We start from the raw sequence: 12,920 nt of genomic DNA on the forward strand, positions 1-12,920 counted from the left end.
GGCGAAAAATCTCTCAAAAACTATAAAATTGGTAGCTTATTTCTCCTTGATGATGCGAACCTCCCCTATGGTTGCAGCGTGGAAAACAACTGCCGGCAATTTCGTCGGCTCAGGGGGTCATATGAATATGAAACGACTACTAGCTGCAGCCTTTACCGGGTTTGTCGCACTTTCCGCGGGGGCAGGTGCCGGCGCAGCCGCAGCCGCAGCCGACAAGAAGGTCGTCGTGGCCTACCAGACCGATGCCCTGCCGTCGTCGGTGGCAATCGCCAATGGTGAATTTGCCGAAGCGAGCGGATACGACATCGACTTCAGGAAGTTCAATTCCGGCGCGGAAATCTTTGCTGCGATCGCATCTGGTGATGTTCAGGTGGGTTATGTCGGCTCCAGCCCCTTCGCCGCGGCGGCCTCGCGGGGTCTTGCAGTAAAGGCATTCTATCTTTCCTCCATCTCGGGCATCGATGAAGCACTCGTCGTGCGCAATGGCTCCGGCATTGGCTCGCTGGCGGATTTGAAGGGCAAGAAGCTTGCCGCTGCGCCGGTCTCTACCGACCACTATCAGTTGTTGGCGCTGATCAAGTCGTTGGGTTTAAGCGAGAAGGATGTTCAGGTGTTCGCCATTCCGCAGCCAGATATCGTCGCCGGTTTCAACCGCGGCGATCTGGACGGTGGTTTTGTTTGGGATCCCGCCCTGACTGAACTGAAGAAGAACGGCAAGGTCCTGGTGACGTCGAAGGAAGTCGCCGAAAAGGGCGCTCCAACCTTCTCCGCCTGGGTGGCCGCCTCGAAGTTCGCCGACACGAACCCGGATTTCCTGAAAAGCTTCGCGACGGTCGTTAACAAGTATTACGGGTCTTTTGCGAAGGACAAGGCGGCTTGGGGGCCTGAGAGCGATAACGCCAAGCAGCTCGCCAAGCTCCTCGGCGGCAAGCCGGAGCAGCATGCGGCAGCCTTGAGCAACCTCAATCTCCTGACTCCCGACGTTCAGGCCTCTTCCGATTGGTTGGGCGGCGGCGAGAAGTCCGGTGCGGCCAAGATTCTCAAGGACACGGCGCAGTTCCTGAAGGACCAGGGCAAGGTCTCCGAAGTGCTGCCGAGCTATGCCGCCTTCGTCACGGCGGATGCTCTGTCCGGTGCCAGCAACTGACGCCCCAAGCGCTGGCGTCCACAAGGCGCCGGCGCCCAACAGGAAAGCTCTGCCATGCTGAAGGTCGACCACGCCAGCGTTCACTTCGAGGCCGACGACGGCCGTATCGTTCATGCCCTTGACCGTGTGTCCCTCGATATTCCGGACAACGGCTTCGTCGTGGCGCTCGGCGCCTCCGGCTGCGGGAAGTCGACGCTTCTCAATGCCATTGCCGGCTTTCTGCCGCTTTCGGACGGCGTCATCACGCTGAACGGAAAATCGGTTGTCGGGCCTGGCGCCGACCGCGGTGTGGTCTTCCAGAAGGACACGCTTCTTCCGTGGAAGAACGTCATCGACAATGTCGCGCTGGGACTGAAGTTCGCGGGCATTCCGAAGCTCGAGCAGCACAGGCGTTCCGCCGAACTCCTGAAGCTGGTTGGGCTTGCCGATTTCGCCAATGCGTTTCCTTACGAACTGTCGGGCGGCATGCGCCAGCGGGTCGGTATTGCCCGGGCGCTCGCAACCGAGCCGGACATCCTGCTGATGGACGAGCCATTCGGGGCGCTTGACAGCCTGACGCGCGAACAGATGCAGGAGCTCCTTGTATCGGTGTGGAAAAAGACCGGCAAACGCGTCTTTTTCATCACCCACTCGGTCGAGGAGGCGTTGTTCCTTGGCACGCAGGTGATCGTCATGTCACCGCGACCCGGGCGGATTGTCGCGCGTTTTGACCTCGATTTCGTCAACCGCTTTGCCGAAAGCAACGATGCCAGGGAGATCAAGGCGTCGCCCGAATTTACGAACCTGCGGGAAGAAATCCGCGCGCTGCTGCATGGCGCGCATGACATCAGGAGTGCGGCGGAATGAGCGAAGTCTTGCATGCTGGAGCGGTGTCAGCGGATGCGTCGAGAATTGCACCGAAAACCGTGCGGATGAAAAGCTTCGGGGTCGGCAGCAAGCCAACGCTGCTCATCAGCCTGGCAACGGCGGCGGCCCTCATCGCCATCTGGTGGGGCATAACCGAACTCGCAGTCGTCCCTAGACTGTTCCTGCCGACGCCGGGCGAAGTCCTGAAGCAGTTCAACATCGTTCTGCGCGACGGTTATGCGGGCGCCTCCCTCGGCGAACACCTGTCCGCAAGTTTGTTCCGGATTGTCCTCGCGGCTGTGATCGCGATCTCGCTCGGCATTCCGCTTGGTCTGCTGATGGGATTGAACCGCTGGGCCAAGGGTATATTAGACACGCCGATCGAGTTCTACTGGCCGCTGCCGCCGCTTTCCTATCTCCCGCTGATGATCATCTGGCTGGGGATCGGCGAGACATCGAAGATCACGCTTCTCGTGCTGGCAATGTTTGCGCCGATCTGCCTGTCCGCTCAGGCCGGTGTCCGCTCCCTGCCGATCGAGCGGGTGAATGCGGCGCGATCGCTTGGCGCCAGCCGATTCCGCCTGTTCCTCAACATCGTCCTGCCAACCGCGCTCCCGGAAATCCTGACAGGAATCCGGATTGCGCTTGGCGTCGGCTGGAGCACGCTGGTGGCGGCGGAGCTCATCGCTTCCAACAGGGGCATCGGTTACATGATCATGTCTGCCTCGCAGTTTCTTGCCACGGATGTGGTGTTCGTCGGCATCGCCATCATCGCCGCTTGCGCTTTCGCGTTCGGCGCAGCGGTTAGACTTTTCGAGCGGGTGCTTGTTCCTTGGAAGGGCAAGAGCTGACCGTGGACATGGCTCACCCCTCCGCCTGCTTGAGGTTCTGCCGGCGCGACTTGATGTTGGTGGCTAAGTTATTCTGGAGGAGACCATGTTCCCCACTTTGATTCTGCCTGGCTTGAACGGTTCTCCGGAGGGGCACTGGCAGCGCCATTGGGCGAGGGATGGTGCGGATGCGTTGGTGGTGGAGCAGGAGGATTGGAGCTGCCCTGTTCTGGATGACTGGCAGGCGGAACTCGATCGGGCGCTTTCGCAGGTCGAAGGCGCCTTCCTGGTTGCCCATAGCCTCGGATGCCTGCTCGCGGCGAGCTATGCCAACCGTGCGGCTGCCCATAAGATCCGCGGTGCCCTGCTGGTCGCGCCCTGTTCCCTCGCCGTCACCCTCCGGCTTCATCCCTGCATGATAGAGTTCGGCGAGGAGCCCTTGCAGCGCCTCTCGTTCCCGAGCCTCGTGGTCGGTAGCCTCAACGATCCCTATATGAGTTTGCCCGATCTCGAGCGCCATGTCCGCAGTTGGGGCAGTGAACTCATGACAATCGGTTTTGCCGGCCATATCAATATAGCAAGCGGCTTCGGACATTGGGCTGAAGGATATCGCATCTTCGAACGACTGATCCGTTCGGCCGGCCAGCCGCGGTCGCTTTCACAAAGAGTCCTCCCTGCGACAAGGGCGGGGGCGCAAACATCTCTATGAGCGCCATCGGTGCTATGCCCTACCGGGTCCCAGGTTGTCTTGTCGCGCGTTCGACCGGCATTGGAACGACCGAGGGGTGGAAAGCATGCGCAGCTGGTACATTGCCGATGGTGTGCCGTTATCGGCGGCGCTCGTGGGCGCTCTGGTATTCGTCGAGGACGGCCCGCACGGCGTCAATCAGCAATTCCTGCGGATTGAGCGGTGTTCCGGCATACCTTGCCAAACGGGGCAGATGCTGTCGGAAAAGAGGTGCGGGGATGATTCTGCTGACGAGCGCTTCCGTAAGCCGCAAGACGGCAGCTTCCGCCGCGGGGTGGTTCCAGTAATAGCGAATACGATCGGAATAGGAATAGTGGCGCAGGATATGCTGCTCGGCCTCCGAGCCGGAGTAGTGACCAGCCCAGTGGCCGGGATACTCCCTCATCAGCGCCTCCATCACGGCCATGAGGTTTCGGCTGGGATAGCCGGCCACGGAGTCGCTGGCGATCAGATCGAGGCCGTAGAGCGCCTCGCGGAGCGCGAAGGTCAATTCCGGCCCGACTTTGAGGATGGCGAACCCGTCCTCGACGAGTTCACGAAGCGCGTCCGCGCCCTGGTAGTCAGTCGAATGGGCCTCATAGACGATTGCTGCCTCCTCTTCGAGCAGCGCCGAAAGGGATCGCGCCGCGGCCCGGTCGTACACGATGACATTTTTATTGCCGAATTCGACTCCGGGCTGAACCACGAGCGCCAGCACCCGGCTGAAGGCTTCGCCCAGACCTGCCTCCTCAAACCGCGTCCGGTGTAGTGCAATTGTCTTTCGCGCTGCTTCGACGCCGGTAGGTTCGAGCGCGGTGATCACGTGATGGGCACCGCCGGGTGGCGGCACTTCGGTGCCGATCACATAGACAGGCTTACTATTCGCCGAGGTCGCGAACCGTTCCGCCACAGCCGCCAGCCTTACCGCGCGCCCGGCGGTCATGGTATCGTCAAGCGCCGTCGGTTCGCCCGCGCAACCCATAGAGGTATCGAGGTGGAGCTTGCGGAAGCCGGCATCGACATAGGCGGCGACCAGGTCTTCCGCCTTCGCCATCGCGACCTCGGCGGCTTCTCCACGCCATGGATTTGGGCCAAGATGATCGCCTCCGAGGATAACCTTCTCCCAGGGCAGGCCCTCCTCGCTGGCGATCTGTTCCACCAGTGCCACAAAGTCACTGGGCTTCAGCCCGGTGTATCCGCCGAACTGGTTGACCTGGTTGCAGGTTGCCTCGATCAGCACCGCGCCGTCGCGGCCAACCGCATGCCGAAGGGCAGCGCGGATCACGATCGGATGAGCTGAGCACACGGAAGTGATGCCCGCGGGGCCGCCCATGCGTCGGCTGCGGGCGAGGTTGTGAAGAACGGATATCATGACCTGCGTCCCGGCGTCGTGGCGATGAAAGCGTCGAGTTCAGCCAGAGTGCCCGCGCCCTCCATCGGCCCCCTGACTGTTACATTGCGGGCGCCGGCGGCGTTGGCATAGAGGAGTGCCTGCTCGATCGGCATGCCGAGCCGGCGGCACGCCACATAGGCGCCACCAAAGCAGTCTCCCGCCCCGGTCGGATCGACTTCCTCGACCGAGAAGGCCGGGCAGTCGATACGTCTGCCTTCGCGGGTGAAGACGGTGGAGCCGCCCGCGCCGCGCTTGAGCGCCACTTCTTTGGCGTTGCGGCCGAGCAATGCACGGATCGCCTCGCCTTCGTCCTCGACGCCAGCGGCGACGAACAGCTCCTCTCCCGAGGGGAGGATCAGGTCGGCGATATCGACGAGTCTTGCGAAACGTGCGTGCGTTTCCGCATCGCCCAGCAACTCCTTACGGACATTCGGATCGAAGGAGATAGTCCCGCCGCGCTCCTTGATCACCGCGATCGCGTGCTGGATGATCTCGGCAGCGCCAGGTATCGCAAAGGCGGTTCCCATGACATGCAGATGGCCCGACCGATCAATCAGTGCACGCCCCGCAGAGGTAAGATCGATCTTCGCGGCGGCGGATTTTGCAATGTTGAAGACGAAATCGCGCGAACCGTCATTTCGATATCGCACGAAGGCGCTGCCGGTCGGAAAGTCCGGGTCAGTAGAGATGGCCGAGACATCGGCGCCGTCTGCGCGAAGCCGCGCGACATTGACGCGGCCGAAATCGTCGTCGCCCACGCAGGCGATGATGCCGGCCGACCCTCCGATCCTGGCACACTGGTCGATGAAGATGGCAGGCGCTCCGCTAGGATAGGGGCCAATGAGCGTGATCGGTTCCAGGAAGCCTGTGCCGCGGTCCACAGCCATGATCTCGACGAGAATCTCGCCGATCGTTATCGTCGGTCCGAGGGTGTCGAGGGCAAGCCCGGTTCGTGTCATGCAGCGTCCTCGGCAAGGCGCGAGCTGTCGGTCAAGAGATAGCGCTGGTGAAGCATGCACGCAGCGCCGAAGGCCGGCCCCACAGTCTCATCGTCGTTTGTTTCGATCACAGGCATCGGAAAGCTCTCCTCCTGCATGGAGCGAATGTGATGCAGGACGCGCGCCGCCATCAGTGGATAGAGTGCGGCGACTGAACCGCCCAGCACGACCCTATCGGCATCGATGATCCTTCCGGCCTGGATCAGGCCGTAAGCCAAAGTGCGCGCCCAGTCTTCCGCAATGGCGACGGGGCCTGGAACGCGGTCGCGTACATCAGCCAGAAAAGTCGCGAAGTTCGGTTCCGATTGCGTTGAAACCGCGCGATAGGCGCGCAGGATACATTCCAGCCCGAGAACGCTTTCAAGGCTGCGGTCCGGGGCGTCGGAGCCATTGACGCGCAAATGTCCGATCTCGCCGGCAAGCCCCCGCGCGCCTCTGAACACGGTCCCATCAACGACGATGCCGCCGCCCACGCCGCTCTCCATGACGAGATAGAGTGTAACCCCCGAATGGGCCTCCCGAGCACCGTAGCTGGCGCCGGTCGCAAAGGCGTTTGCGTCATTCTCGACCATGACCGGCATTTGTGCCGGCACGGCCGCACGCACAAGATCGGCGAGCTGAATGTTCTGCCATCCGAGCAGGGGGGCTACATTGATCAGCCCCTGGCGGTCCATTTGCGCCGGCACGGCGACCCCCAACCCTTCGCAGCGACTGCGGTGCGCGGGCGGCAATGTGTCGAAGGCAAGCGTGATCGCGCGCGAAACTGCAGTTTCGACATCGACAGAAGGACCGTCGAAGGGCTCCATGCGGTTGTTGACAATGCGGCAGGCGAGATCGACCTCGACCACCGTGATGTGTTCCACGCCGATCTCGATGCCGAGAAAAAAGGCGGCTCCGGAGGTAAGTTCGAGCATGATGCCCGGCCGGCCCGCGTGAGTAGTCTGCGCCTGCTCGGCAGTTCCCACCTCGCGGACGAGGCCATCGGCAGTTAGAGCGGCGATGATATGGCCGGACGAGGAGCGATTGAGGCCTAAAATGCGCGCAAGCTCCGCCCTGCTCAGGCGGCCGTGACGATAAAGCGCTCGCATCGCCGCGAGCTCATTGCGCTGGCGGATCCCGCTCGGAGATGCGATTGGACCCACTTCATTCACGGGCGGTTCTCCTTGCCTCTCGTCGCCGGCACTGACACGACATGACTGGCCCGACCTTCATCGGACTGGGGCTTCCCACACCTTCCGTCGTCACGGCCGCGCAACGGTGGCGCGCCGGCGTTTGGCCTCGCCCATCTTGAGGTCGATGAATTGTTTCGCGTGCTGCGCGAGCGGCATGTTCTCGGTCCAGGTGTCGCGCCATATTGCGCAGGCAAGCGACAAACCTTCGTCGACAACGGCGCCTGAGAAGGATTCGAACGTGATGTCGCGCTGGTAGTCGATATCAAGCAACGCATCGAATATCAGATCAAAATTGATGACGCCGTCGCCAAGATAGCCGCGGTTGCTTTCGCCGATATGGAAATAGCCGATCTTGTCACCCGCAAGCCGGATGGCAGCCGCCGGATTGGCCTCCTCGATGTTCATGTGAAAGGTGTCGAGGTGCAGCCGCACACGCTCGGAACCTACCTGCTTTATGAAGGCGAGACCCTGGGCAGTGGTGTTGAGAAGATTGGTCTCGAAACGGTTCACCACCTCGAGAACGAGGTCGATGCCTGCGGACCGGGCAAGGTCAGCCGTCTTGGCAATGGCCGCAACGCTGTTGTCCCATCCATTTTTGGTGGGCATCCGGGCGTATTTCGCGTGAGCGGAATAGAGGATGCCGCCAAGTTTGCTCCCGCCGATGTCACGGACGGCGCGAACGGCGTCGGCCAGCATATCTTCGCCGGCTTTTACCGCCTGCGCATCTTCGCTCGACACGTCGTGGCTGAAGGGAAGGCCCATGGTGACGGCGATATCTAGCTTTAGCGCCGCCGCCCGCTTGGCGAGGGCGTCGAGATCGAATTTTTCCGGTCGCAGATAGGCAAATTCAATCAGGTTGTAACCACAGGAAACAGATTTCTCCATCGCTTCCTCAAGCATGGATTGAGTTTGTCCGCCCGTCCACACGAAAGAATGAATACCTAACCGGCCCATTTCTTCCCCTAGAAGCTAGTATGTTGCATTGCGCAACAAATAATGAATCCGCCGGAGCTGTCAAGCAGATTCATGCCCTGCAGCGATTGAGCATCCGATACCATTGCGAGCAAATGCCTGTCTTTCGCCTGAAAATTGCCGATTCCGGTTCGCTTCGGACTTGAGTCCCGTGATCGGCAGATGGGTATTGACAGGTTTTCCAAATGAACTAATTTGTTTTTTCAAGCAACATATAAGGCGGAAGATAGCGCCAACGGAAGGCGGGCGCACCGTGAACTAAGGGGCTCGCTCGCTCGAGCTATAGCTAGCTAAGGGAACCCGACCACACGAACAGCTCTTTGGTGCGCATGCCGGCGTGGTGGCCTGAGGGGTCACGGCCTGCATGTCGGGAGGAGGTTATTTCCATGAAAGCCGATTTGCGGATCGTACCCGATTTCGAAATGATCATCTGCCCGCCAGCAGAATCCTTTCGCTGGAACATGCATGACTATCCCTTCTTCCGGGCGAAATGGCATTATCATCCAGAATACGAACTGCACCTCACCCGTGCGACTACCGGCGTCATGATGGTGGGTGACTATATCGGCGAATTCGAGCCAGGCTGCCTGGTGCTGACCGGACCGAATGTGCCGCACAATTGGGTCAGCGATATCGAGCCCGGCAAACTGATCCGCAATCGTGACATGCTGATCCAGTTTACCCCTGAATGGGCCGATCGCGTGGCCTCTTTTTGTCCCGAGCTCGGCACGATAAAGCCGCTTTATGAGGACGCCGTCTACGGTGTGCAATTTTCTGGCGCAACGGCGCTTGCAGGCCGGCGGCTGCTGGCGCAGATGGGGTCGGCCCATGGCGCCGAGCGCGTGTTGCTCTTCCTGCAGCTGATGATCGCCCTGGCGCGTGATCCAGCCGATCGACGCAGGTTGTCGCGCCTTGCGCCACCCTCCGCTGAGATGGAACTGCCGCATGAGCTGGACGTCGCCATGCGCTATGTGCTGGAGCACTATAGCGACGATATCAATCTGGCCTCGGTCGCAAAGATCTGCGGCCTTGAGCCGCAAGCCTTTTCGCGCTTTTTCAAGCGTCACACCGGTCATACCTTCGCGCGTTACGTGATTCTTGCGCGCATCTATGCGGCCTGCTCGCTGCTCACCCAGACCTATCGTCCGATCACCGAGATCTGCTTCGAGGTCGGGTTCAACAATATCGCTAATTTCAACAGGCAGTTTTTTAAAATCTGCGGGCGCACGCCCACCGATTACCGGCGCAATGCGCACAAGATCGGCACGAAGGCGCGAAGCGATCCCTTTCGGGACATCCGTGCCTATTCCGCCAGCATGGCGGCCGGCGAAAAAGTATAGGTCACCGGCAAACCACGCGTGGCGGACCAAAAAGACCAGCACTAAGCTTCTTTCACGCCAATTGGAGCGAAGCCGGCAAGCAACCCGGAGATCGCAATCGCTAAAAGGCGAACCGTGTCCGGAAGCCGGGAGGAGCCGTGCTGCCGGACCACGGGAGGAACCGACACATGTCGGGCGTGGGAACGTGCTTGCCGGTCAGAGGCCGCAAGCGGTGCCAAGGCACAAGGAGGAGGAACTATGATCAAGAAAAGTGGAATTGGAATTGCCGCGCTTGCGCTAAGTCTTCTTGCTGGCGTAATGCCCGCACAGGCCGATTTTTGGTCGGATGCCGGCGCGAAATACAAGGGCGTCGTCCTGCGGGGCGTGACCGAAAGCACACCACCGTCCAATTATATCAAGGACGTGCTGGCGCCGGAATTCGAAAAGAAGACCGGCATCAAGGTCCAGATCGAGACGACCTCCTGGGACCAGATGTATGACAAGGCCATCAAGGACATGGAAGCCAAGACCGGCATCTATGACATGGTCTATATCGAGCAGGACATCATCTACGCCTATCTGGCACGCAACTTCCTGGTCGATATCTCGAAATCGCTGAAGGACGACCCTTCGCTGAAGGCCGCGGAATTCAACGAAACTCATTTCACGACTTTCGCCAACTACTTCAAGAATGGCTCCGGCGACCTCTTCGGCATCCCGATGGAAGCCTTCATCAAGGTCTATCTCTATCGCACGGATCTCTTCAGCGATCCGAAGATCAAGGAAGCCTTCAAGAAGGAGACCGGTAAGGAATTGGCTCCGGCCAAGACTCATCAGGAATACACGCAGATTGCCGAATTCTTCACGAAATACGGCAAGGACAACGGAACGGAGCTCTGGGGGACAACGGCCCAGGCGCATACCGGTCACCCGGCCTCCTGGTACGAATTCTTCGAGTCGATCGCTCCCACATATGGCCTCTACAACTGGGGTATCGACGCCAAAAACAACTTTGCCGCATCGGTCGCCAATGGCGGTCAAATGAACAGTGACAAGGCCAAGGCCGCCATGAAATACTGGCTGCATCTGCGAGACATCGCTCCGCCCGAATCCGCCGCTTCGACCTGGACGGAAGTCGGTACGACATTTGCCGCCGGCCGCGTCGCACAGGGCCTGGTTTATGGTGAAAATGCTGCCTGGATCGCGTCGGATGCGGAAAAGTCCAAGGTGGTCGGTAAAGTCGGTGTGGCGTTGCCTCCCACCGAGCCCGATGTCCTCAAGGAGGTCGAGGCTGGCAAGGGCTATCTCGGCTATTATGACGGCGGCGCCTTCGGCTTGCCGGTCACATCGAAGAACAAGCAGGCGGCACTACTCTTCCTGCAGTTCATCGGCCAGGACTCGGTCCAGCCCGACTGGGCGGTCGCGGCACCCCGCATCACCAATACGGCAACTTACAATGACCCCAAGGTCGTTGCCATGGATAAGAAGCTGAATGGCTACTACACCATGCTCAAAGATCAGGGAAAGCTGTTTGCCGGTGCGCCGCCTTTCCCGTTCCACGCGCAGGTGCGTGAAGCCACGACGCCGATCTTTTACAAGATCCTGCTTGGTGAAGTCGGCCCCGACGAAGGCCTCGACCAGATGGCGGCGGCGGCCGAAGCAGAGCTGAAAAACCTCGGCTACCGCAAATAACACCGATAAGAGGCTGCGTCCGGGTGGCATCTCCCAAGACCGCCACCCGGGCGCAGTTGTCGGATATTGCAGGCTTTGGCCCGCACCTTCGGGAGCACGAATTCATGCGTCCAAATACTGTCGGCTGGCTGATGCTCGCCCCGACGATCGCGATCCTCGGCATCTTCGGCATCATCCCGTTCATCTATGTGCTTTACGTGTCCTTCCATCAATGGAACCCGTTCGGCGCCAGCCCGGACATGATCTATAACGGTGCCAACAACTTCCGCCGTCTCGTCTTCGATGCTGAGTTCCTGACCTCCATCGCCTTCACGATGAAATTCGCCTTCTTCGCTGTTCTAAGCGAAATCGCGTTGGGCTATCTGCTGGCGCAGCTCTTCATGAAGGAGTTCCCCGGACGAGGCTTCTTCAGAACAATCCACACGCTGCCGCTGATCGTCGCGCCCATCGTCGTCGGATCGGTCTGGCGGCTGATGACGACTCCCAGCATCGGTATCATCCCCTATCTTCTGAAAAGCTGGTTCGGATATGATCTCAACATCGGCCGCGACGCCACCGCCGCCTTCGCGTTGACGGTCATCATGGACATTTGGCACTGGACGCCATTGGTGACGCTGACACTGCTCGCGGCACTTCTTGCCCTCCCGAAAGAGCCGTTCGAACAGGCGCAGATCGATGGCGCCAACCGCCGTCAGATCTTCTGGCACGTCACGCTGCCGATGATCCGCCCGGCAATTCTTGCGACGGTCTTCATTCGCCTTATGGACGCGTTGCGCACCGTGGATGAAGTTTGGATGCTGACCTCCGGCGGCCCGGGTGCTGCAACCCGTTTTGTTGGGCTGCATATCTGGAAGATCGTCTTTCCGAAGACCGACTACGGCTACGGCGCCGCGATCTCGGTGATCGTGCTCTACCTCACCCTCGTGATGTGCTGGCTGCTCTATGTCGCACTCGTGGCCCGACGCGAACGGAAGAGGACGTTCTGATGCAGAGCCGCAATCCGCTCTTCTACCTGGCACTTTGGCTCTTGCTGAGCTTGCTGACGCTTTTCCCGATCTATTGGCTCTTCGTCATTTCGGTGAAGCCGGCTGTGGATCTGTTCACGACGCCCAGCGTGATCCTCGATACGGTCTACTGGAAGAACTACGTCAACGTCATCGGCAACGAGACGCTGCGTGGCTATATGATCAACTCTCTGATCATTTCTACCAGCAATGCATTCCTGGTCACCGGACTGGCTTTCCTGGCCTGCTACGCGCTGTCCCGTTTCGATCTTGCGGGTAAGGAGAATATCTTTTTCTGGACGATCACCAACCGCATGGCCCCGGCGGCCGTGTTCCTGCTGCCGTTCTACCTGCTGTTCACCCAGGTCTTCACCTTTGGCGACTGGAAACTCTACGACACCAAGATTGGCATGATCCTGCTTTATTGCACCTTCAACCTGCCTTTCGCGATCTGGACTTTGCGGCCGACCATTGACGGAATTCCCAAGGAACTTGACGAGGCAGCAACCGTTGATGGCGCCTCGACCTGGCAGGTTATCTCCGAGGTCATCTTCCCGCTTGCACGGCCCGGTCTTGCGGTGACGCTGATCCTCACCTGGGTCTTTGCCTGGAACGAGTTTCTGCTGGCTGCGACCCTGACCAGCTTCAACGCCCGCACCATCACAACGGGCCTCTCGGAATATGTGACGACGACGGGAACCGAATGGGGGGCGATGGCGGCGATCGCGATGATCACCCTCATCCCCGCCCTCATCATCTTCGCCGTGGTACAGCGCCATATCGTGGCGGGTCTCACCTTCGGCGCAGTCAAGGAGTAGAG

Annotated in this window: 12 protein-coding genes; 8 read left to right on the top strand and 4 right to left on the bottom strand. The window is 60.1% G+C overall.

The features are described from left to right. Positions 1–121 precede the first annotated feature (121 nt). The 4 genes from tauA (at position 122) to C5L13_RS22110 (ending at position 3,532) form a co-directional block, all read left to right on the top strand. Positions 122–1,147, top strand: a complete 1,026-nt coding sequence (gene tauA, locus C5L13_RS22095; protein WP_105385481.1) for a taurine ABC transporter substrate-binding protein — start codon at positions 122–124, stop codon at positions 1,145–1,147. Between the two features lie 54 nt (positions 1,148–1,201). Then, on the top strand, positions 1,202–1,993 hold the full coding sequence (locus C5L13_RS22100) for a taurine ABC transporter ATP-binding protein (RefSeq protein ID WP_105385424.1): 792 nt from the start codon (positions 1,202–1,204) through the stop codon (positions 1,991–1,993). After that, complete coding sequence (locus C5L13_RS22105; protein ID WP_105385425.1) at positions 1,990–2,844, top strand: ABC transporter permease subunit; 855 nt, start codon at positions 1,990–1,992, stop codon at positions 2,842–2,844. The genes C5L13_RS22100 and C5L13_RS22105 overlap by 4 nt, the downstream gene beginning before the upstream one ends. An 85-nt stretch (positions 2,845–2,929) precedes the next feature. Next, complete coding sequence (locus tag C5L13_RS22110; protein WP_105385426.1) at positions 2,930–3,532, top strand: RBBP9/YdeN family alpha/beta hydrolase; 603 nt, start codon at positions 2,930–2,932, stop codon at positions 3,530–3,532. Between the two features lie 118 nt (positions 3,533–3,650). On the opposite strand, the gene C5L13_RS22115 is transcribed toward C5L13_RS22110, so the two are convergent. From C5L13_RS22115 to C5L13_RS22130, 4 genes are all read right to left on the bottom strand, one after another. Then, positions 3,651–4,922, bottom strand: coding sequence for a D-tagatose-bisphosphate aldolase, class II, non-catalytic subunit (locus tag C5L13_RS22115; protein WP_105385427.1), 1,272 nt, complete (start codon positions 4,920–4,922; stop codon positions 3,651–3,653). Continuing rightward, on the bottom strand, positions 4,919–5,902 hold the full coding sequence (locus C5L13_RS22120) for a tagatose kinase (protein ID WP_105385428.1): 984 nt from the start codon (positions 5,900–5,902) through the stop codon (positions 4,919–4,921). Before C5L13_RS22120 ends, C5L13_RS22115 begins: the two co-directional genes overlap by 4 nt. Further along, positions 5,899–7,092: an ROK family transcriptional regulator gene (locus C5L13_RS22125; RefSeq protein ID WP_158693507.1), complete on the bottom strand. Its 1,194-nt coding sequence runs from the start codon at positions 7,090–7,092 to the stop codon at positions 5,899–5,901. Before C5L13_RS22125 ends, C5L13_RS22120 begins: the two co-directional genes overlap by 4 nt. Positions 7,093–7,182: 90 nt before the next feature. After that, the gene (locus tag C5L13_RS22130; RefSeq protein ID WP_105385429.1) at positions 7,183–8,067 is read right to left on the bottom strand and encodes a sugar phosphate isomerase/epimerase family protein; all 885 of its coding nucleotides are present in this window, start codon (positions 8,065–8,067) and stop codon (positions 7,183–7,185) included. A gap of 404 nt (positions 8,068–8,471) precedes the next feature. Between C5L13_RS22130 and C5L13_RS22135 the strand changes: the two genes are divergently transcribed. From C5L13_RS22135 to C5L13_RS22150, 4 genes are all read left to right on the top strand, one after another. Beyond that, positions 8,472–9,425, top strand: a complete 954-nt coding sequence (locus C5L13_RS22135) for a helix-turn-helix domain-containing protein (RefSeq protein ID WP_105385430.1) — start codon at positions 8,472–8,474, stop codon at positions 9,423–9,425. Between the two features lie 237 nt (positions 9,426–9,662). Continuing rightward, a complete protein-coding gene (locus C5L13_RS22140; RefSeq protein ID WP_105385431.1) occupies positions 9,663–11,096 on the top strand; it encodes an extracellular solute-binding protein in 1,434 nt (477 codons plus the stop codon). Positions 11,097–11,200: 104 nt separating this feature from the next. Further along, the gene (locus C5L13_RS22145; protein WP_105385432.1) at positions 11,201–12,082 is read left to right on the top strand and encodes a carbohydrate ABC transporter permease; all 882 of its coding nucleotides are present in this window, start codon (positions 11,201–11,203) and stop codon (positions 12,080–12,082) included. Continuing rightward, positions 12,082–12,918 (top strand): carbohydrate ABC transporter permease, encoded by an 837-nt coding sequence (locus C5L13_RS22150; RefSeq protein WP_105385433.1) that lies wholly within the window; start codon positions 12,082–12,084, stop codon positions 12,916–12,918. Before C5L13_RS22145 ends, C5L13_RS22150 begins: the two co-directional genes overlap by 1 nt. Positions 12,919–12,920: the final 2 nt, after the last annotated feature.

It is taken from the genome of Neorhizobium alkalisoli (assembly GCF_002968635.1).
In the GTDB taxonomy this organism is placed as follows: domain Bacteria; phylum Pseudomonadota; class Alphaproteobacteria; order Rhizobiales; family Rhizobiaceae; genus Neorhizobium; species Neorhizobium alkalisoli.